General features: G+C 61.2%; 17 protein-coding genes. 7 read left to right on the plus strand and 10 right to left on the minus strand.

The features are described from left to right. Positions 1-134: 134 nt before the first annotated feature. From NGJ21_RS00720 to fabB, 5 genes are all read left to right on the plus strand, one after another. A complete protein-coding gene (locus NGJ21_RS00720; RefSeq protein WP_174142478.1) occupies positions 135-2,282 on the plus strand; it encodes a TonB-dependent receptor plug domain-containing protein in 2,148 nt (715 codons plus the stop codon). Beyond that, positions 2,282-3,172, plus strand: a complete 891-nt coding sequence (locus tag NGJ21_RS00725) for an ABC transporter substrate-binding protein (protein WP_115274287.1) — start codon at positions 2,282-2,284, stop codon at positions 3,170-3,172. Before NGJ21_RS00720 ends, NGJ21_RS00725 begins: the two co-directional genes overlap by 1 nt. Beyond that, the gene (locus NGJ21_RS00730) at positions 3,169-5,100 is read left to right on the plus strand and encodes an ATP-binding protein (protein ID WP_046785241.1); all 1,932 of its coding nucleotides are present in this window, start codon (positions 3,169-3,171) and stop codon (positions 5,098-5,100) included. Before NGJ21_RS00725 ends, NGJ21_RS00730 begins: the two co-directional genes overlap by 4 nt. Positions 5,101-5,301: 201 nt before the next feature. Next, positions 5,302-5,817, plus strand: coding sequence for a 3-hydroxyacyl-[acyl-carrier-protein] dehydratase FabA (gene fabA / locus NGJ21_RS00735; RefSeq protein ID WP_012315334.1), 516 nt, complete (start codon positions 5,302-5,304; stop codon positions 5,815-5,817). A gap of 11 nt (positions 5,818-5,828) precedes the next feature. Next, complete coding sequence (fabB, locus tag NGJ21_RS00740; protein ID WP_012315335.1) at positions 5,829-7,049, plus strand: beta-ketoacyl-ACP synthase I; 1,221 nt, start codon at positions 5,829-5,831, stop codon at positions 7,047-7,049. A gap of 89 nt (positions 7,050-7,138) precedes the next feature. Here fabB and NGJ21_RS00745 read toward each other — a convergent pair whose 3' ends face one another. Beyond that, complete coding sequence (locus NGJ21_RS00745) at positions 7,139-8,143, minus strand: amidohydrolase family protein (RefSeq protein WP_174142477.1); 1,005 nt, start codon at positions 8,141-8,143, stop codon at positions 7,139-7,141. Between the two features lie 114 nt (positions 8,144-8,257). Between NGJ21_RS00745 and NGJ21_RS00750 the strand changes: the two genes are divergently transcribed. Continuing rightward, positions 8,258-9,121, plus strand: a complete 864-nt coding sequence (locus NGJ21_RS00750; RefSeq protein ID WP_115274285.1) for a pirin family protein — start codon at positions 8,258-8,260, stop codon at positions 9,119-9,121. Between the two features lie 31 nt (positions 9,122-9,152). Here NGJ21_RS00750 and NGJ21_RS00755 read toward each other — a convergent pair whose 3' ends face one another. The 4 genes from NGJ21_RS00755 to NGJ21_RS00770 form a co-directional block, all read right to left on the minus strand. Next, on the minus strand, positions 9,153-9,878 hold the full coding sequence (locus tag NGJ21_RS00755) for a dienelactone hydrolase family protein (RefSeq protein ID WP_119687482.1): 726 nt from the start codon (positions 9,876-9,878) through the stop codon (positions 9,153-9,155). 64 nt (positions 9,879-9,942) lie between these two features. After that, the gene (htpG, locus tag NGJ21_RS00760) at positions 9,943-11,847 is read right to left on the minus strand and encodes a molecular chaperone HtpG (RefSeq protein ID WP_046785421.1); all 1,905 of its coding nucleotides are present in this window, start codon (positions 11,845-11,847) and stop codon (positions 9,943-9,945) included. 69 nt (positions 11,848-11,916) lie between these two features. Beyond that, positions 11,917-12,399 (minus strand): PaaI family thioesterase, encoded by a 483-nt coding sequence (locus tag NGJ21_RS00765; protein ID WP_115274283.1) that lies wholly within the window; start codon positions 12,397-12,399, stop codon positions 11,917-11,919. Beyond that, the gene (locus NGJ21_RS00770; protein WP_174142476.1) at positions 12,396-12,872 is read right to left on the minus strand and encodes a PaaI family thioesterase; all 477 of its coding nucleotides are present in this window, start codon (positions 12,870-12,872) and stop codon (positions 12,396-12,398) included. The genes NGJ21_RS00765 and NGJ21_RS00770 overlap by 4 nt, the downstream gene beginning before the upstream one ends. 165 nt (positions 12,873-13,037) lie before the next feature. On the opposite strand from NGJ21_RS00770, the gene NGJ21_RS00775 reads away from it, so the two are divergent. Continuing rightward, positions 13,038-13,307 (plus strand): hypothetical protein, encoded by a 270-nt coding sequence (locus tag NGJ21_RS00775; RefSeq protein WP_012315342.1) that lies wholly within the window; start codon positions 13,038-13,040, stop codon positions 13,305-13,307. A gap of 67 nt (positions 13,308-13,374) precedes the next feature. On the opposite strand, the gene NGJ21_RS00780 is transcribed toward NGJ21_RS00775, so the two are convergent. From NGJ21_RS00780 to lpdA, 5 genes are all read right to left on the minus strand, one after another. Next, positions 13,375-14,124: a DUF599 domain-containing protein gene (locus NGJ21_RS00780; protein ID WP_115274281.1), complete on the minus strand. Its 750-nt coding sequence runs from the start codon at positions 14,122-14,124 to the stop codon at positions 13,375-13,377. Between the two features lie 180 nt (positions 14,125-14,304). Next, entirely contained in the window at positions 14,305-15,618 is a 1,314-nt protein-coding gene (brnQ, locus tag NGJ21_RS00785; RefSeq protein ID WP_046785248.1) for a branched-chain amino acid transport system II carrier protein, read from the minus strand. A gap of 392 nt (positions 15,619-16,010) precedes the next feature. Continuing rightward, positions 16,011-16,895: a succinate--CoA ligase subunit alpha gene (gene sucD / locus NGJ21_RS00790; protein ID WP_003254203.1), complete on the minus strand. Its 885-nt coding sequence runs from the start codon at positions 16,893-16,895 to the stop codon at positions 16,011-16,013. After that, positions 16,895-18,061, minus strand: coding sequence for an ADP-forming succinate--CoA ligase subunit beta (gene sucC / locus NGJ21_RS00795; RefSeq protein ID WP_011534748.1), 1,167 nt, complete (start codon positions 18,059-18,061; stop codon positions 16,895-16,897). The genes sucD and sucC overlap by 1 nt, the downstream gene beginning before the upstream one ends. 172 nt (positions 18,062-18,233) lie before the next feature. Beyond that, positions 18,234-19,670: a dihydrolipoyl dehydrogenase gene (gene lpdA, locus NGJ21_RS00800; RefSeq protein WP_039602469.1), complete on the minus strand. Its 1,437-nt coding sequence runs from the start codon at positions 19,668-19,670 to the stop codon at positions 18,234-18,236. Positions 19,671-19,696 lie beyond the last annotated feature (26 nt).

A 19,696-nucleotide genomic window follows, 5' to 3' on the forward strand; every position in this document is an offset into this window, starting at 1 on the left:
AGTGGCGACCGGGCCATTATACGGCAAGCTGCAAGCTGCAAGCTGCAAGACACAGCGCCCTCATTGGCCACAAGGTTTTCTTGTAGCTTGCAGCTTGCTGCCTGTGGCTGGCAAAACCCCCATGGTCAGTTAACATGCCTGTTTCAACTCTGATACAAGGCCGTATCGTGTTCCATGGCACGCCTCCCTACCCTCGCCTGTTGCTGCTGACTGCCTTGCTCGGCAGCCCGGCCGTGGCCGACGACCTGTTCATCGACAACGCCGACCTGCCACAGGTTCTGACCGCCACGCGGCTGAAACAATCCCCGGCCGCCGTGCCGGGCAGCATGACCGTGCTCGACAGCGAACTGATCCGTGCCAGCGGCGCCCGCGACATCCCCGAACTGCTGCGCCTGGTGCCGGGGATGATGATCGGCTACGGCGCCGGCAACCAGCCAACCGTCAATTACCACGGCACCAACGTCAACGAAGCCCGGCGCATGCAGGTGCTGATCGACGGCCGCTCGGTGTACCGTGCGGGCCTGGCCACGGTGGACTGGAGCGACATCCCGGTGGCGCTGGAGGACATCGAACGCATCGAGGTATTCCGCGGCCCCAACACCGTCAGCTACGGCGCCAATGCACTGATGGCGGTGGTCAACATTCTCACCCGCAATCCGGCGGACAGCCATGGCACGCGCATGAAGCTGACCCGCGGCCAGGATGGCATCGATGACTACTACCTCAGCCACGGCTTCGGCTGGGACGGCGGTGATCTGCGCCTGTCGGTGTCGGGCCAGAAAGATGACGGCTTCGATGAAAACCAGTTTGGCCAGGATTACCGCGACAGCCGCCGCCTGAACCGCTTCAACCTCAGCGTCAGCCATAGCCTCGCGACAAATCAGACCCTGGAATGGCAACTGGCAGCCAAAGAGGGCAGCAACCAGCGGCCCTATACCTACCAGCCCGTATTCCCCTTCGTCACCGAAAGCGGCAACAACGCCGACGTCAACGCCAAGGACTACGCAGGCTCCGTGCGCTGGAACATCGACTTCAACCCTGACCACAGCCTGTACGTGCAGGGCTCGGCCCAGCACTTCGACCGCCAGCAGGTCTGGCGCGCCTGCGACGCAGCGCTGTCGTTCAGCCCGGAACTGACCCGGCTGTGGCAGCTCAACCCGAATTTTGCCGAGCAGGTCGCCCGCGGCGCCAACAACCCGCCCAACAGCAGCAACCCCGAAGAGCAGGCGCTGGTCGATGCCATCAAGGACCAGTGGAACAACCAGGGCGGCAGCAACGTGGTGTGCGGCGATGTCGACCAGAGCACCCGTGAAACCCGCTACGACCTGGAAATCCAGGATACCCTGAGCCTGACCGACAACCTGCGCCTGCTCAGCGGCATGAACTACCGTTATGACCGCGCCGACTCACAGACGTATTTCGACGGCGGCCTGGACGATCAGACCTGGCGCCTCTTCGGCCAGTTGGAGTGGCGCGCGGACGATCATTGGATCCTGCAGGGCGGCGCGATGTTCGAAGACTCGCAACTGTCCGGCAGCTCGCTTTCCCCGCGCATGGCAGTCAACTACCTGATCACCCCGCGCCACGGCTTGCGTGCGGTGTACTCCGAGGCAGTGCGCTCGCCGGACATGTTCGAAAACAACGTCAACTGGAGCTACACGGTCAAGAACCTGACCCCTACTGCGTTCGGCCAGCAGAACGGCGAGTATTTCGTCAAGACCCGCGGCCCGGGCGACCTCGACCAGGAACGCATGCGTTCACGCGAGCTGGGCTACAACGGCCAGTTCACTGCTATCGACCTGAACATGGATGTGAAACTGTTCTACGACGAGATCACCGGAATGATCAGCGAGCCCCTGAGGAACAACCAGTACATCGCCAGTAACGCCAACAAGGCCCGATTCAGCGGCAGCGAGGCACAGCTGGACTGGCGCCCTACCCGGCGCGACCGCCTGCGTTTCACATATGCCTATGTCGATGCCTGGGCCAGCAACCCCGCCGACAGCGCCAACACCGCCCGCAACAGCGGCTCGGCGGGCTGGATGCGCGAATGGGGTGATGGCTGGTCCAGTGCGCTGTTCTACTACGGCGACGATGCCCTTAACCAGTATCGCTACGAGCGCCTCGACCTGCGTCTGGCCAAACGCTTTCGGATCGAGGGCAGCACCCTTGAGCTGGCTGCGTTGTGGCAGCAGCGCCTGGACGACGAGCCGACCACCACCCTCCAGAACCGCTATGACAGCCGTCACCGCCTGAGCGTCAGCGCGGAGCTGGAGTTCTGATGGCCCGCCTGCTGCGCCTGCTGGTGTTCTGCCTTTGGCCATTAGGCTCGCTGTCCGCCAGCGAAATCCTGTTGGTCGGTGGCGAGGAACAGCCCGGCATCCGTAGCTTTGTCGCGGCCCTCGAAAGCCGCCGCAACCAAGATCAGGTACGGTTTCAGACCGTCGCCGAACTGCCGCGCCCAGGCAAGCTCAAGGCCGACCTGCGCCTGGTGCTGCTTGACAGCGCCGCACTGGAGTGGCGCCTGGCCGAAAGCAAAGGGCCGGCGGCCCTGGCCATGCGCATCAGCCGCGTGCAGGCCGAGCAGCGCCTGGGAAAGTCGCGACCGGCGTACCTGACGCTGCTGTGGAGTGACCCGCCCCTGGCCCGCCAGTTGCGCCTGGCCCGCTACCTGTTGCCGCAGGCCCAACGCATCGGCGTGCTGTACGCAGAACACAGCCATTTTCTGCTTGATGAACTACGCCAGGCAGCCCGGCCACTGGGGCTGGAAATCGTCGCCCAGCAATGGCCGGACCCGCGCGACAGCCGGCCGCTGCTGGATCTGTTGGGCAATAGCGACGTGCTACTGGGCCTGGAAGACCCCGACCTTTACAACTCCAAGACCGCCAAGAACCTGCTGCTCAGCACCTACGGCCGGCAGATGGCGCTGATCGGCCCGAACGCCGGCTTTGTCCGCGCCGGTGCCCTGGCCAGTACCTACAGCGACCAGGAGGACTGGCTGGCGGTGCTCGACCAACTGCTCGACCGCCCGCCAGCGCAATGGCCGCGCAGCCTCTACCCCGCACGTTTCGGGGTCAGCGGCAACCAGCAGGTGGCTCGCGCCCTGGGCCTTGAACCGATCGATCCGAACGCCACTGCCAAGGTTTTGGCTGAAGGAGAACCCACCCCATGACTAGACGCCTGAGCTGGGATATCCACACCCGTACGCAGATCATAAGCCTGGGCCCTGCGCTGCTGCTGACATTGCTGCTGATCAGCTTCTTCACCTTCGTGCGCATCCAGGACTTGCGCCAGGAGCTCAACCATACCGGTCAGCTGATCGCCAATCAGTTGGCTCCAGCGTCCGAGTACGGTGTGATCTCGGGTAACAACGAAGTGCTCGAAGGCCTGATGCGCGCCACCCTGAGCATCCCCCACGTGCGCTTTCTGGAAGTGCAGGACAGCCGCAACCACATCCTGGTGTACGTCGAGCAGTCAGACGAGAGCGCTAACCGGGCACAACGCGTGGAGGTGTTCCAGGCGCCGATCCGGCTTCAGCAAATACGCCTGGACAACGACTTCCTGCAGCAGGGCAAAGCGCCGTCGCCGGCGATCGGGGACGATTATCTGGGGCGGGTGATCGTCGGCATGTCGGACGACGCCTTCAGCCAGCGCCAACAGGAGATCGTTATCAAGGCTGGCATCCTGGCGCTGTTCGCCCTGTTGTTCACCTTCCTGCTCGCACGGCGCCTGGCCATGAGCCTCGCAAAGCCGATCAGCGACATGGGCCATGCGGTAAAGGCCATCCAGCAAGGTGACTACAACACCCCGCTGCCGGTGGTCGACGACAGCGAGCTGGGCCACCTGGCACGCCACATCAACAACCTGGCCAGCGCACTGGAACAGGCCAGCGCAGAACAGAAACAGGCCATTGCCCAGTTGATCCAGGCCCGCGAGGAGGCCGAGCAGGCCAACGGCGCCAAGTCGGAATTCCTCGCGATGATGAGCCACGAGCTGCGCACCCCCATGAATGGCGTGCTGGGCATGCTGCAGCTGCTCGAAACCACCCAGTTGACCAGCGAGCAGGCCGAGTACACGGCTGTGGCCAGCGAATCCACCGGGCACTTGCTCAAGGTGATCAACGACATTCTCGATTTCTCACGGATCGAACGCACCACGCTGCAACTGGAGCATATCGACTTCAATCTCGGCGAGCTGATCGCCAGCAGCGTGCAGTCCTTCCAGCACAGCGCACAACAACGGGGCCTGGATCTGCAACTGCAATTACCGGCCCAGAGCGAGCGGCTGCAGGTGGTGGGCGACCCGACGCGCATCCGCCAGATCCTCCTCAACCTGGTCGGCAATGCCCTGAAGTTCACTGAACGCGGCCAGGTGCAGGTCGAAGCGCGTTGGCAGGCGCTCGATCGTCAGACGCTGTGGTTCACGTGCAGCGTGCGCGACACAGGCATCGGCATCGACAGCGAACGCCTGGAAATGATGTTCGTCGCCTTCCAGCAGGCCGACAGCTCGATTTCCCGGCGCTATGGCGGTACTGGCCTGGGGCTGTCCATCGCTCGCACCCTTGCTGAACGCATGGGCGGCAAGCTGCGTGGCGAAAGCCACGAAGGGCTGGGCTCGACCTTCACCCTGGAAATGCCGCTAGCCCTGGCGAGCCCTGCGCCTGCGACATTGCCCGGCGCGCTGGCGGCTCACACACCGCTCGCCAAAGGCGAACGGATCCTGCTGGTGGAGGACAACCCGGTCAATCAGAGCGTCATCGAAGCCATGTTGCGCAGCTTGGGGCTGGAGGTCAGCGTGGCCCATGACGGCATCCAGGCCGTGGAAAAGGTCAGCCAGCAGCACTTTGCTGCCATCCTGATGGACTGCCGCCTGCCGCAGGTCGATGGTTATGAAGCCACCCGACGCATACGCCTGCTGCCCAACGGCGGCCAGTTGCCGATCATCGCCTTGACCGCCAACGCCCTGCAGGGTGACCGGGAACGTTGCATGGCCGCCGGCATGGACGATTACCTGAGCAAACCGTTGCGCCGCACTGACCTGCAGCAGGTGTTGCAACGCTGGTTACCCGGCCGGACAGCCGCGACTGGCGATAAATGCTAAAGTGCGGCAGTCTTAAGGACTGGACAGGACCTTCATCGGCCCTGAAAATAGACGTTTCAGTGCACACCTGTACTTCTTTCGCCAGGTGCGCTGTGACTTTCACCACAACGCAATAGTCTACCTGTAGGCTGCCGCCCGGACTGATGCCGGGTTGGCCGGGAAGATTCATCCCCTGCCACAGGGGGTTATTGAGGAGCTCGCATGACCAAACAACACGCCTTTACTCGGGAAGACCTGCTGCGCTGCAGTCGCGGTGAGCTGTTCGGCCCAGGTAATGCGCAACTGCCCGCGCCGAACATGCTGATGGTCGATCGCATCACCCATATCAGCGAAGAAGGCGGCAAGTACGGCAAAGGTGAATTGGTCGCCGAGCTGGATATCACCCCGGACCTGTGGTTCTTCGCCTGCCACTTCGAAGGCGACCCGGTAATGCCGGGCTGCCTGGGCCTTGACGCCATGTGGCAGTTGGTTGGCTTCTTCCTGGGCTGGCAGGGCCTGCCTGGCCGTGGCCGCGCCCTGGGCTCGGGTGAAGTGAAATTCTTTGGCCAGGTATTGCCTACTGCCAAGAAAGTCACCTACAACATTCACATCAAGCGCGTCCTGAAGGGCAAGCTGAACATGGCCATCGCCGATGGCTCGGTCAGCGTTGACGGCCGCGAGATCTACACTGCCGAAGCCCTGCGGGTCGGCGTGTTCACCTCCACTGACAATTTCTAAGGGTTATTCGCATGCGCCGCGTCGTTATCACTGGTCTGGGCATCGTATCGTGCCTGGGCAATGACAAAGCTACCGTCACCGAAAACCTGCGCAACAGCCGTCCGGGTATCCGTTACAACCCGGAATACAAGGAACAGGGGCTGCGTAGCCAGGTTTCCGGCTCCATCGACCTCAACCTCGAAGAACTGATCGACCGCAAGGTCTACCGCTTCGTCGGCCACGCTGCGGCGTATGCCTACCTGGCGATGCAGGACGCGATCAAGGACGCCGGCCTGACCGAAGAGCAGGTTTCCAACCCGCGTACCGGCCTGGTGGCTGGCTCCGGCGGCGCCTCGACCCTGAACCAGATGGAAGCGCTGGACACCCTGCGCGAGAAAGGCGTCAAGCGTGTCGGCCCCTACCGCGTCACCCGCACCATGGGCAGCACCGTTTCGGCGTGCCTGGCCACCCCGTTCAAGATCAAGGGCCTGAACTACTCGATCTCGTCGGCCTGTGCCACCTCGGCACACTGCATCGGCACCGCCCTGGAGCAGATCCAGTGGGGCAAGCAGGACATCGTCTTCGCCGGTGGCGGTGAAGAAGAGCACTGGAGCCAGTCGTTCCTGTTCGATGCCATGGGCGCCTTGTCGACCAAGCGCAACGATACTCCGGAACTGGCTTCGCGCGCTTACGACGCCGACCGTGATGGCTTCGTCATCGCTGGCGGTGGCGGCATGGTCGTGGTCGAGGAACTGGAACACGCCCTCGCCCGTGGCGCCAAGATCTACGCCGAAATCGTCGGCTACGGCGCGACGTCCGACGGCTACGACATGGTTGCCCCAAGCGGCGAAGGTGCCATTCGCTGCATGCAGCAGGCACTGGCCACTGTCGACACCCCGATCGACTACCTGAACACCCACGGCACCTCGACTCCGGTCGGCGACGTTGCCGAAATCAAAGGTGTTCGCGCCGTGTTCGGCGACAAGGCACCGAAGATCAGCTCGACCAAGAGCCTGTCGGGCCACTCGCTGGGTGCTGCCGGCGTCCACGAGGCGATCTACTGCCTGCTGATGATGGAGAACAACTTCATCGCCGGCTCCGCCAACATCGACGAGCTGGACCCGGAAGTCGCTGACCTGCCGATCCTGCGCAAAACCGAAGAAAACGCCAAGATCGATACGGTCATGAGCAACAGCTTCGGCTTTGGCGGCACCAACGCCACCCTGGTGCTCAAGCGCTGGACTGGCAAGTAATGCCTTGATGCGGTAAATGAAAACGCCCCGACTGGTTCGGGGCGTTTTCTTTTGTGTTTGCCTGTGCCGCGTAGCGTTCGGGCAGACCGTCAGCGAGCCTTGGGCAAGACCGCCAGGAAGTTGTCCCGCGCCACCTGCTTCGCCACCCCTTCCGGCAAGGCATCCAGAAACGGCTTGAAGCTGTGCATCTGCTCCCCCACGCTGCCAAACTTGCCCACCACGTCAGACCCAAGCATGAACCGCTGCGCGAAGCGCTCGACCAGCGCCAGCCACTCCTTGCGCGGCACACCCTTGTCATCCAGCAGGTAGGGCTCGAGCACAGTCCACGACAAGTCGATGTAAAGGTTCGGGTAGTCGTTGAGCAGGCGCGTCAGCACCGGCAATAGAAAGTCCATCTGCGTCTGATGCCGATGAATCTCCATGCTCGTGCCCGCGTGCGCCCAGATGAACCGGGTATGCGGATGATTGCGCAGCGGTTCCTCGATCTCGGCCAGGTAAAGCGGGTTGCGCTCACGCTTGGAGGTGATGTTCGAATGCAGCAGTACCGGCATGTCGCGTTCGGCTGCCAGGTGATAGATACGGGTCATGGCCTCGTTGTTGGCGCGCGGCGTATCACCGCTGGTCAGCGCAGTAAGGTCGTCGTGCCGGGTAAATACTTCACCTATGCCCTGCCAGAGGCCAGGGTAGAGATCGAGCATGCGCTCGATATGGCTGACCGCATTCTTGTCTACCGGATTGAAACCGGTCAGGAAAGGATGAAAGCGCTTGCGCTGCTCGGCCGGCAGCTTCTGCAGCGCCGCCGCCACGTAGGTATCGGTGGCGCTGTACCAGTAGGCGTCGGCATCGTCACCGGCGTAATAGCGCGGCCGCTTGGGCTCATCCTCGTGCCATTTCTTGGCCACCGGAATGCCAGAAATCATCGAGTGCTCGACACCCGCTTGATCCATGGCCTTGATCAGGGCAGCCATACCCTCGGTCTCTTGAAAGAAGTCCACATAGTGCAGGTGGGCGTCACTGTAGCGGTAATCACGCGCCTGTGCCGCCTGGCACAACGTTGCGCTCAACAGCAGGCAGGCCAGCGCTCTGGCGATCATGGGCAGCATCCTTCTCTGTGTATGAACAGAGTAGACCTGGCGGCCAAGCCAGCGGTTCAGCCATGCACGGCAAACCGCTATGCTGGTGCTATTTCCCGCCGCCTGGAGCACAGCATGAGCAGCCCATTGGTGATCCGCCCGCGCGCCGAGTCGGTCGAGGGCCAACCGATCCTGCGCCCACTACCGTCGGCGCAGTGCCGCAGCGTCGGCCCGTTCGTGTTCTTCGACCACATGCTCGAGACCGACTATGCGCCGGGCCACGGCATGGATATTCGCCAGCACCCGCATATCGGCCTGTCGACGCTGACCTACCTGTTCGAAGGGGCGATCCTGCACAAGGACAGCCTGGGCTCGAATCAGCGCGTGTTGCCTGGCGATGTGAGCTGGATGACGGCCGGCAGCGGCGTGGCGCATGTCGAACGCACCCCGGCCGAGGCGTTGGCACACGGTTCGCGCCTGCATGGGCTGCAGGTGTGGCTGGCGTCGCCCCGCGCGCTCGAGCAAGGCGCACCGAGCTATAGCCATCACGCCGCGGCCAGCCTGCCAGTGAGCGATAACCTGGGGGTACGCATCTGCATGATTGCAGGTAGCGGTTTCTGCCTGGAATCGCCGGTGCCAGTCCTCTCCCCTACCCTTTACGCGCATGTGCAGATGCAATCGGCGACCACGCTGGTGGTACCTGATGAGCATGCGCAACGGGCGCTGTATCTGCTCGACGGCGAGCTGATGATGAATGATGAGGAAGTCGAGGCGTGCAGCTTGGTGGTGCTGCCTGAGGGCGAAGAGATTGCCTTGTATGCCGAGGGTGAATGCCAGCTGGTATTGATCGGCGGCGAGCCACTGGATGGGCCACGGCGGATGAACTGGAATTTCGTGGCCAGTGATCCGCAACTGATCGAACACGCCCGGGCGAAATGGGCTGCCGGCGATTGGCCGGTGGTGCCGGGGGAGACTTCGCGGATCGAGCTACCGCGTTAAAGTGGGGCCGCTTTGCGGCCCCACTGCACCGTCAGCGCTGGAACACTTCAGTGAGCAAATTGTGCATCGAGCGGAACGCCCGCTCCGAGGTCCTGCGGTCATACTGCATCTTGCCCGGCACATTGGCATTCGGGTCGGTGAACGAGTGCACCGCGCCGCCATAGCTCAGCAGCTGCCAATCCACCTTGGCCGCATTCATCTCTTCCTCGAAGGCCGGCAGCTGCTCCCTCGGCACCAGCGGGTCGGATGCGCCGTGCAGCACCAGCACCGAGCCCTTGATGTGCTTGGCATCTTCAGGGTTCGGGGTATCCAGCGTGCCATGGAACGACACCGCAGCCTTCAGGTCTGCACCGGTACGGGCCAGCTCCAGGGCGCAGCAGCCGCCAAAGCAGAAGCCGAAGGTTGCCACCTTGCCAGGCTCCAGTAACGCCTTCGACTGTGCCAGCAGCTGCGCCAACGCCTCCTTCATGCGCTTGCGCAATTCGCCACGGTCATTCTTCAACGGCATCATCGCCGTCCCGGCTTCGTCAGCATTGGACGGACGCACCGATTGCCCGTACAGGTCGGCAATCAGCACCACATAGCCTTTTTCGGCCACTTCCTTGGCGATGCGCTCGGCACCTTCGCCAATGCCCATCCAGTTCGGCGCCATCACCAGGCCCGGTCGCCCCAACGCACCTGGCTCATACACCAGACGGCTTTCATAGGCCTTGCCGGACAGGTGATAAACCAGCGATTCGACGATTACCTTGCTCATCAAGCACTCCTTGGGCATTCACCATTAAAAAAGCCCGCCGAAGCGGGCTTATCGATGCATCAACTCAAGCAGACAGCTCGACCAACAGCTTGTTCAGACGACGAACGTACGCCGCCGGATCCTTCAAGCTGTCACCGGCCGCCAGGGCCGCCTGATCGAAGAGGATGTGCGACAGTTCGGCAAAGCGGTCTTCACTCTGCTCGTTGTCCAGCTTTTCAATCAGCGGATGAGTCGGGTTGAATTCGAAGATCGGCTTGGAGTCCGGCACCTTCTGCCCGCTGGCTTCGAGGATCTGGCGCATCTGCAGGCCCAGGTCCTGCTCACCGATGGCCAGGATTGCCGGCGAATCGGTCAGGCGGTGCGACACACGCACTTCGGCGACGCTCTCACCCAGCGCAGATTTCAAGCGCTCGACCAGGCCTTCTTTTTCCTTGGCGACTTCTTCCTGGGCCTTCTTGTCCTCTTCGGAGTCCAGCTTGCCCAGGTCCAGGTCGCCACGCGCGACATCGACGAAGGCCTTGCCGTCGAACTCGTTGAGGTAGCTCATCAGCCACTCGTCGATGCGATCGGTCAGCAGCAGCACTTCGATGCCTTTCTTGCGGAAGACTTCCAGGTGCGGGCTGTTCTTGACCTGCGCGTACGACTCGCCGGTGAGGTAGTAGACCTTGTCCTGGCCTTCCTTGGCGCGCGCCAGGTAATCGGCCAGGGAGACGCTCTGCTCGCCGCTCTCGTCATGGGTGGAGGCAAAGCGCAGCAAGCCGGCGATCTTCTCCTTGTTGGCGAAGTCTTCGGCCGGGCCTTCCTTCAGCACCTGACCAAAGTTCTTCCAGAAGCCCTTGTACTGCTCAGGCTCGTTCTTCGCCAGCTTCTCCAGCATGTCCAGCACACGCTTGGTCAGCGCAGTTTTCATCGAATCGATGATCGGATCCTTTTGCAGGATCTCGCGGGAGACGTTCAGGGACAGGTCATTGGAGTCGACCACACCCTTGATGAAGCGCAGGTACAGCGGCAGGAACGACTCGGCCTGGTCCATGATGAACACGCGCTGCACATACAGCTTCAAGCCGCGCGGCGCTTCACGCTGGTACAGATCGAACGGCGCGCGGGCCGGCACGTACAGCAGCGAGTTGTATTCGAGCTTGCCTTCGACCTTGTTGTGGCTCCAGGCCAGCGGGTTTTCGAAGTCATGGCCGATGTGCTTGTAGAACTCCTGGTATTCCTCGTCCTTGATTTCGGTACGCGGGCGGGTCCACAGGGCACTGGCGCGGTTGACGGTTTCCCATTCTTCGGCCGGCTGCTCTTCACCTTCGGCCGCCGCCTGCTCTTTGGGCAGCTGGATCGGCAGGGCAATGTGATCGGAGTACTTCTTGACCACGTTACGCAGGCGCCAGCCATCGGCGAATTCCTGCTCGTCCTTCTTCAGGTGCAGGACAATACGGGTACCGCGCTGTGGTTTTTCGACGGTGGAAACTTCGAAGTCGCCCTCGCCCTTGGACGACCAGTGCACGCCCTCGGCAGCCGGCTGGCCGGCGCGACGGCTGAACACGTCGACCTTGTCGGCCACGATGAAGGCAGAGTAGAAGCCCACACCGAACTGGCCGATCAGGTGCGAATCCTTCTTCTGGTCACCGGTGAGGTTCTTCATGAAGTCGGCCGTGCCGGACTTGGCGATGGTACCCAGGTGAGTGATCACATCTTCGCGGCTCATGCCGATGCCGTTGTCCTCGAGGGTCACGGTACCGGCGTCCTTGTCGAAACTCAGGCGGATTTTCAGGTCGGCGTCGTTTTCGAACAGCTCTGGCTTGGCCAGGGCTTCGAAACGCAGCTTGTCGGCGGCGTCGGAAGCGTTGGAAATCAGCTCACGCAGGAAGATTTCCTTGTTCGAGTACAGCGAGTGAATCATGAGGTGCAGCAGCTGCTTTACCTCGGTCTGGAAGCCCAGGGTTTCCTTTTGTGTTTCCACACTCATGGTCTTCAAAACTCCGATCTGATGGCAGTGGGCGCCGGCAGCCGAATCGGCATGCATTAATGGCGGATGTCATGCAGATGGGGGCAGCCCCGACGATTTCAAGGGCTTTTGGGGCTCAATCTTGAAATGCGCACGGGCAGTGGCGATCGGCGATTGTCGATCGCCCTGCCAGGCGGTGATCGCCACATTGGTCACCCGCCGGCCTTGGCGCCAGAGCTGGCACTGCGCGTAAGTGTCGCGAAAGAGCCCGGCGCGCAGGTAGTCGATGGAAAAATCGATGATCTTGGGGATGCTGGCGCTCTCGCTGTAGATCAGCAGATACAAGGCGGCAGAAAGCTCCATGAACCCAGCAATCACACCGCCATGAATGGCCGGCAGCAACGGGTTGCCGATGTTGTCCGGGCTGGCCGGCAAGCGGAACAGCAGGTCATCGCCCTGGCGCTCACAGGTGATGCCGATCAGGCTGGCGTAGGGTATCAACGCCAGCAATGGCTGGTAATCGCCCACGGCATGCGCCGCGTTGAGCTGTCGACGTACGTCTTGTGGAATCATGCCCCGCCCTCCTTCAGCCCCTTGCCGAACCGGATGCCGCCCTTGACCTCCTGCCCCAGGCGCATGAAGGTACCGACAACCTGGCAGATCGGCTGGGCGGGGTCGTCCTGATAGGCCATGCCACGGGTGAAAATCACGTCTCGGGTGACCCGATAGCACTGGGCATGACCATAGATGGGCTTTCCCGCCTCTGCCGGATGCATGTAGTCGATACGAAGGTCCAGCGTTGGACATACTTCAAAGCTCGGCAGCACGCAAAGGGTGGCCATCCCGCAGGTGGTGTCCATCAGCGTGGTCAGGGCACCACCATGCACTGCGCCGGTCTGCGGGTTGCCAACGATGGCTGGCGACCAGGGCAAGAGCAGCGTCATGCCATCGGCGTCCGCATGCTCCACGCGCATTTGCAACACTTGACAATGTTTCAGTGCCGACAAGAAACGCTCGGCCATGGCCATCAAGCTTGAATCGGTCATCGGTACACTCCTCTTCACAGCCACTGGCGCCTGCGACATCTGCATAAGTGTGATAAAAAGTCTATCCGCGATGCGGTGTTATATATCTGTAACTGATACGGAACTATTGCCGCATGGCTGAACTCGAAGGAACAAGTCACTTATTCCACCAAGGAGAAACACCCAATGCGTAAACCATTTGCTTTTGCTCTGATGCTGGCTGCTGCCATGGGCCTGGCTGCTTGCGATAAAGCGAGCGAAGACAAAGCCCAAGACGCACAGGAACATGCCGAGCAAGCCCAGGAAAAAATGGGCGAAGCTCAGGATAAAATGAACGACGCCGCCGAGGAAAACGCCGAAGCTGCCAAAGATCAGGCTGAAGCCGAGCAGAAGGCTGCTGAAGAAGCCGCTCCGGCAACTCCGGCTACTGCACCGGCTGAGCCTGCCAAGCAGTAATCGCGACGCACAAAAAAACCCGACATTGTCGGGTTTTTTTGTGCCTGCCAGTTATAGGTTAAACGTTTCATGTGTTTGTACCGAGGCCTTCCTTGCTGGTCTCGGTAGGCGCACTTTCCGTTGGCGTGAACACCATCACTTCCAGCACATCGGAGTGGAACTCCCGGCGATACAGGATCAATACCACTCCTACACTCACGACCATGAACAACCACGGGCTGATGAACCAGGTGAGCATGGCCATGCCGAAGTAATAAGACCGCAAGCCAAAGTTGAACTGATTGGCCGCCAGCGACAACACCCTCGCCGCCCGTGAAGCGAAAGCCTTGCGCTCAAGCTCACTGACCAGCCGCTCGCCTATCATGGGCGCAGACCCCACCAGCACTGCTGCGAAGTTGTACTGGCGCATGCACCAGCTGAACGTAAAGAACGCATAGACGAAAACCATCGCCAGGCAAAGCAGCTTGATTTCCGACATGCCTTGCGAGGCCTGCTGCACCAGAGGCAGGTCGGCCAGCAGCGACAGGGCGCGGTCAGAGGCCCCCAGAACAGTCAGGATGCCGGCCAGAATGATCAGGGTACTGGAGGCAAAGAACGACGCGTTGCGCTCCAGATTGCCAATTACACTGGCATCGGCGATGCGGTTGTCGCGCAGCAGCATGCGGCGCATCCAGTCTTCCCGGTACAGATGCAGCACACTAGCCAGGCAGGCAGTGTCGCGGCCCTTCCAGATGGCATAGCGGGTATAGCCGCCCCAGCATAGGGCGAACCAGCAGAGGGCCAACACGTTGTGAAGGTTGCTTTGGATGAAATTCATGCAGTTTTCCCGAAGGCCAGGGCAGACAAGGATAGGGACCGCATTTCGACGCTTGCAAGCACGCAAAGGCACATCGGCGCAATAAAAAACCCCGCACCCTTGAGGATGCGGGGTTTGGTGTATCGGCCTTCGCGGGCACCCTACGGCTTGTGGCCGGTGCCAACGGCAGGCGTCAACCTATCAGGCCAGCGCTTCGCGCGGCTTGCCAAGCATGCGGTCGCACGCCACAGCCGCCATCAGTGTCACCACCGACGGCACCAGCCAGGCCAGGCCCTGATCGCTCAGCGGCAGGTGGGCCATGAAGTCCGGCAGCACGTGGGCAATGCTGCTGCCCTTGATCGCGTCAACCATGCCGAACAACAGCGACACCAGCATGACCGGCGCCAGGATACGTGTTGGCGAATTCCACAGGTCTTTGACGAAGCTCAGCCCTACCACCACGATGCACGGTGGGTAGATGGCGGTCAGCACCGGGATCGAGAACATGATCAGCTTGGTCAGGCCCAGGTTGGAAATCAGCAGCGAGAAGCCCGCCAGGATCACCACCAGCGCACGGTACGACAGCGGCAGGATCTGGCTGAAGTACTCGGCGCATGCGCAAGTCAGGCCTACGGCAGTCACCAGGCAGGCCAGCGCGATCAGTACCGCCAGGAAACCGCTGCCAAGCGAACCGAAGGTGTGCTGTACGTAGGCGTGCAATACCGCTGCACCGTTGGTGGCTCCAGCCGCGATATCATGGCTGCTGGCTCCCAGGCGGAACAGGCTGATGTAGACCAGCGCCAGGCCTACACCGGCAATCAGGCCGGCAATGATGGCATAGCGGGTGATCAGCTTCGGCGACTCGACACCCCGCGAACGGATGGCATTGACGATCACGATACCGAAGACCAGCGCACCCAGGGTGTCCATGGTCAGGTAGCCATCGGAAAAGCCTTTGGAGAAGGCCGCAGCTGCATAGGCAGGCTGTGCTTCACCAATGGTGCCGGCCGGCAGCGCGAACGCCGCGATGCCAAGTACCGCCAGGGCGATAATCTTCAGCGGCGCGAGGAAACGGCCCACGGTATCGAGCAACTTGCCCGGGTACATGGACACCGCCAGTACCACGATGAAGTACACCAGGCTGTAGAGGAACAACGCCAACGGGCTTTCACCGGTGAGCGGTGCCACACCCACTTCGAACGACACGGTCGCGGTGCGCGGGGTTGCGAACAGCGGGCCGACCGACAGGTAGCATACCGCCGCCAACAGGCCGCCGAAGAACTTGCCGATCGGGCTGCTGAGCGCATCCATGCCACCACCGACCTTGGCCAGTGCGACCACGGTGATGACCGGCAGGCCCACAGCCGTTACCAGGAAGCCCAGAGCGGCCATCCACACATGCGGCCCGGACTGCAGACCGACGATGGGCGGGAAGATGATATTGCCAGCGCCCACAAAAAGCGCAAACGTCATAAAGCCAAGCGCCAGGATATCCTGGCCTTTTAAAACTTTCATTTAGGGTAGTACCACACTGCTGAAATCGGGATTCGAGAAGGGATTTCCCCTTGAGTGAGGGAAATGCTGCCCGGCTTGATAGGCCAGACCCGTTTAGCGTGTCGTTCCCTTTTGGGGTACGGGCACAAAGTGAACGCGTAGATTAACCGTTTTACCCGCCAAACGCACTGGCACAGTGCTGCTTGTCCGATGTGCGTACATGTTTGTCGTCTGGTTGACCGTGTTCGACGACAATTTATTGCTGATTCGAGCGGATGTCTGGTTGAAAATCCTGATCAGGGTGATCGAACTTTCCGAAGGTGGGGGCGCAGCCTTCACAGCCGCACAACGACAAAGGCCACCCGAAGGTGGCCTTTGTGCGCGTGGGGGTACTACATATTACTTTGTGTTACTTACTTCTTGGCTTCCCAGCCAGTCAGCTCGGCCAGGGCCTTGCCGATGTCAGCCAGGGAACGCACGGTCTTCACACCAGCGTCCTGCAGGGCCGCGAACTTCTCGTCCGCAGTGCCCTTGCCGCCGGAAATGATGGCGCCAGCGTGGCCCATGCGCTTGCCCGCAGGTGCAGTAACACCAGCGATGTAGGAAACGACAGGCTTGGTCACGTGGGCCTTGATGTAGGCCGCGGCTTCTTCTTCAGCCGAACCGCCGATCTCACCGATCATGACGATCGCTTCGGTCTTCGGGTCTTCCTGGAACAGCTTCAGGATGTCGATGAAGTTCGAGCCTGGGATCGGGTCGCCGCCGATGCCCACGCAGGTCGACTGGCCAAAGCCGGCGTCGGTGGTCTGCTTGACCGCTTCGTAGGTCAGGGTGCCGGAACGCGAAACGATACCGACCTTGCCTGGCAGGTGGATGTGGCCTGGCATGATGCCGATCTTGCACTCGCCCGGAGTGATGACACCTGGGCAGTTAGGGCCAATCAGGGTAACGCCCAGCTCGTCGCACTTGACCTTGGCATCCAGCATGTCCAGGGTAGGAATGCCTTCGGTGATGCAGACGATCAGCTTGATGCCGCCGAAGGCTGCTTCCAGGATCGAGTCTTTGCAGAACGGAGCCGGAACGTAGATCACCGAAGCGTCAGCGCCGGTAGCTTCCACGGCTTCCTTGACGGTGTTGAACACCGGCAGGCCCAGGTGGGTGGTGCCACCCTTGCCCGGGGTAACGCCGCCGACCATCTTGGTGCCGTAGGCAATGGCCTGTTCGGAGTGGAAAGTACCCTGCGAGCCGGTGAAGCCCTGGCAGATGACTTTGGTGTCTTTATTGATCAGGACGCTCATTACTTGCCCTCCGCAGCTTTGACAACTTGTTGAGCAGCGTCGGTCAGGCTGGTTGCCGCAATGATGTTCAAACCGCTTTCTGCCAGTACTTTTGCGCCCAGTTCGGCGTTGTTGCCTTCAAGGCGAACGACGACCGGAACCTTGACGCCGACTTCTTTCACTGCACCGATGATGCCTTCGGCAATCATGTCGCAGCGAACGATGCCGCCGAAGATGTTGACCAGTACGGCCGCGACATTGCTGTCGGACAGAATGATCTTGAACGCTTCGGTAACGCGCTCTTTGGTAGCACCGCCGCCTACGTCGAGGAAGTTGGCTGGCTTGCCGCCGTGCAGGTTGACGATGTCCATGGTACCCATGGCCAGGCCGGCACCGTTGACCATGCAGCCGATGTTGCCTTCCAGGGCAACGTAGTTCAGTTCGAACTTGGCAGCGTGGGCTTCACGAGCGTCGTCCTGCGACGGGTCGTGGAAGGTCTTCAGCTTGGGCTGACGGTACATGGCGTTGGCGTCGATGTTGATCTTGGCATCGAGGCAGTGCAGGTCGCCGTCGGCCTTGATCACCAGCGGGTTCACTTCCAGCAGGGCCAGATCGTGATCCTTGAACAGCTTGGCCAGGCCAACGAAGATCTTGGCGAACTGTTGAACCTGCTTGCCTTCCAGGCCCAGCTGGAATGCCAGTTCACGACCCTGGAACGGCTGAGCGCCGACCAGCGGGTCGATGGTAGCCTTGAGGATCTTCTCAGGCGTTTCGTGAGCGACTTTCTCGATGTCCACGCCACCTTCGGTGGACGCCATGAACACGATACGGCGGCTCGAACGATCCACTACAGCGCCCAGGTACAGCTCTTTGGCGATGTCAGTGCAGGATTCGACCAGAATCTTGGAGACGGGTTGACCGTTGGCATCAGTCTGGTAGGTAACCAGATTCTTGCCCAACCACTGTGCAGCGAACGCCTTGGCGTCTTCCTTGCTGCGAACCAGCTTGACGCCGCCCGCTTTACCGCGACCACCAGCGTGGACCTGGGCTTTGACAACCCACTCGGAACCGCCGATCTTGTCGCAGGCTTCTGCAGCTTGCTCAGGGGTATCGACAGCGAAACCCTTGGAAACTGGCAGGCCGTACTCAGCGAACAGCTGCTTACCCTGATACTCGTGAAGATTCATGCTTTTTACCGTCTTCGTTAGGTACTGCGCTTCGGCGCTGCGCCATTACTGGCGCCGCACCACCTGTGACCGTTGACCCCGGGTTTTCCCGTGTGATCCGGTCCGGCGGACGTTCCGCGGTGAGTCATGCACGCAAGACTCACGACGGGCAGCCCGCCGTGGTTTCTTATAATTAACGCTTCTTACGGTTGGCCACGTGAATGGCGCCGCCATTCACTGCCAGCGCTGCTTCATGCAACGCTTCGGACAGGGTTGGATGGCTGAAGACCATCATGCCCAGATCCTCGGCACTGGTGCCGAATTCCATTGCGATTGCGCCCTGCTGAACCAGCTCGGCAGCCGACGGGCCAATCACGTGTACACCCAGTACGCGGTCGGTCTTGGCATCAGCGATGACCTTGACGAAACCACCGGTGTCGTTGGCCGCCATCGCACGGCCGCTGGCCGCGAACGGGAAGGTGCCTACGTTAACCTCAACACCCTCGGCCTTCAAGGCTTGTTCGGTCTTGCCGACCCACGCGATTTCCGGGTGGGTGTAGATAACCGAAGGGATCAGGTCGTAGTTCATCTGGGCCTTGTGGCCCTTGATGCGCTCGACGACCATGATGCCCTCTTCCGAGGCCTTGTGCGCCAGCATCATGCCGCGGACAACGTCGCCGATGGCATAGACGCCCGGTACGCTGGTAGCGCAGTGGTCGTCAACGAAGATGTAGCCACGCTCGTCGATGTTCACGCCGCTGTCGGAGGCCAACAGGTCGGTGGTCACCGGGCGACGGCCGACCGCGACGATCAGCTTGTCGAAGGTGATCTTCTGCTCGCCTTCGGCGTTGGTGTAGGTCACTTCGACTTCGTTGCCGTTGACTTTCGAGCCGGTGACGCGAGCGCCCAGCTTGATGTCCAGGCCTTGCTTGGTCAGGGTCTTCTGGGCTTCTTTCGACACTGCGGTGTCAGCAGCCATCAGGAAGGTGTCCAGGGCTTCCAGGACGGTGACTTCAGCACCCAGGCGAGCCCACACCGAGCCCAGCTCCAGGCCGATCACGCCAGCACCGATCACGCCCAGACGCTTGGGAACCGATTGGAATTCCAGGGCGCCGGTGGAGTCGACGATGACGTTCTGGTCGACCGGAGCCGGCGGAATGTCGATCGGACGCGAGCCGGAGGCCAGGATCACGTTCTCGGCTTCGATGATTTCGGTGGTGCCATCAGCCTTGGTGACTTCGACTTTCTTGCCAGCCAGCAGTTTGCCGTGGCCCTGGATCGAAGTGACGCCATTGGCCTTGAACAGGGTGGCAACGCCACCGGTCAGGTTCTTGACGATGCCAGCCTTGCGACCAACCATCGCGGCCACGTCCATCTTCACTTCGCCAGTGGAGATGCCGTGGACGTTGAAGCTCTCTTTGGCTTCCTTGTACTTCCAGGAGCTGTCCAGCAGCGCCTTGGACGGAATGCAACCTACGTTCAGGCAGGTGCCACCCAGGGCCAGCTTGCCCTCGGCGTCGGTGTACTTCTCGATACAGGCAGTCTTCAGACCAAGTTGGGCAGCCTTGATGGCAGCCACATAACCGCCAGGACCTGCACCAATCACCACTACGTCGAATTTCTGGGTCATAAAAGATTCCTTTTTAGCTTCAAGCG

The sequence above is a fragment of the Pseudomonas sp. Marseille-Q5299 genome (assembly GCF_943737035.1).
GTDB classification, from domain to species: domain Bacteria; phylum Pseudomonadota; class Gammaproteobacteria; order Pseudomonadales; family Pseudomonadaceae; genus Aquipseudomonas; species Aquipseudomonas putida_E.

Excerpts from the sequence above, each read along its gene's own strand:
- NGJ21_RS00750 (WP_115274285.1), top strand. The coding sequence starts at position 8,258 with ATGAGCAGCCCATTGGTGATCCGCCCGCGCGCCGAGTCGGTCGAGGGC.
- NGJ21_RS00720 (WP_174142478.1), top strand. The coding sequence starts at position 135 with ATGCCTGTTTCAACTCTGATACAAGGCCGTATCGTGTTCCATGGCACG.
- htpG (WP_046785421.1), bottom strand. The coding sequence starts at position 11,847 with ATGAGTGTGGAAACACAAAAGGAAACCCTGGGCTTCCAGACCGAGGTA.
- sucC (WP_011534748.1), bottom strand. The coding sequence starts at position 18,061 with ATGAATCTTCACGAGTATCAGGGTAAGCAGCTGTTCGCTGAGTACGGC.
- fabA (WP_012315334.1), top strand. The coding sequence starts at position 5,302 with ATGACCAAACAACACGCCTTTACTCGGGAAGACCTGCTGCGCTGCAGT.
- NGJ21_RS00765 (WP_115274283.1), bottom strand. The coding sequence starts at position 12,399 with ATGATTCCACAAGACGTACGTCGACAGCTCAACGCGGCGCATGCCGTG.
- NGJ21_RS00730 (WP_046785241.1), top strand. The coding sequence starts at position 3,169 with ATGACTAGACGCCTGAGCTGGGATATCCACACCCGTACGCAGATCATA.
- sucD (WP_003254203.1), bottom strand. The coding sequence starts at position 16,895 with ATGAGCGTCCTGATCAATAAAGACACCAAAGTCATCTGCCAGGGCTTC.
- NGJ21_RS00780 (WP_115274281.1), bottom strand. The coding sequence starts at position 14,124 with ATGAATTTCATCCAAAGCAACCTTCACAACGTGTTGGCCCTCTGCTGG.
- fabB (WP_012315335.1), top strand. The coding sequence starts at position 5,829 with ATGCGCCGCGTCGTTATCACTGGTCTGGGCATCGTATCGTGCCTGGGC.
- NGJ21_RS00725 (WP_115274287.1), top strand. The coding sequence starts at position 2,282 with ATGGCCCGCCTGCTGCGCCTGCTGGTGTTCTGCCTTTGGCCATTAGGC.
- NGJ21_RS00775 (WP_012315342.1), top strand. The coding sequence starts at position 13,038 with ATGCGTAAACCATTTGCTTTTGCTCTGATGCTGGCTGCTGCCATGGGC.
- NGJ21_RS00755 (WP_119687482.1), bottom strand. The coding sequence starts at position 9,878 with ATGAGCAAGGTAATCGTCGAATCGCTGGTTTATCACCTGTCCGGCAAG.
- lpdA (WP_039602469.1), bottom strand. The coding sequence starts at position 19,670 with ATGACCCAGAAATTCGACGTAGTGGTGATTGGTGCAGGTCCTGGCGGT.
- NGJ21_RS00745 (WP_174142477.1), bottom strand. The coding sequence starts at position 8,143 with ATGATCGCCAGAGCGCTGGCCTGCCTGCTGTTGAGCGCAACGTTGTGC.
- brnQ (WP_046785248.1), bottom strand. The coding sequence starts at position 15,618 with ATGAAAGTTTTAAAAGGCCAGGATATCCTGGCGCTTGGCTTTATGACG.
- NGJ21_RS00770 (WP_174142476.1), bottom strand. The coding sequence starts at position 12,872 with ATGACCGATTCAAGCTTGATGGCCATGGCCGAGCGTTTCTTGTCGGCA.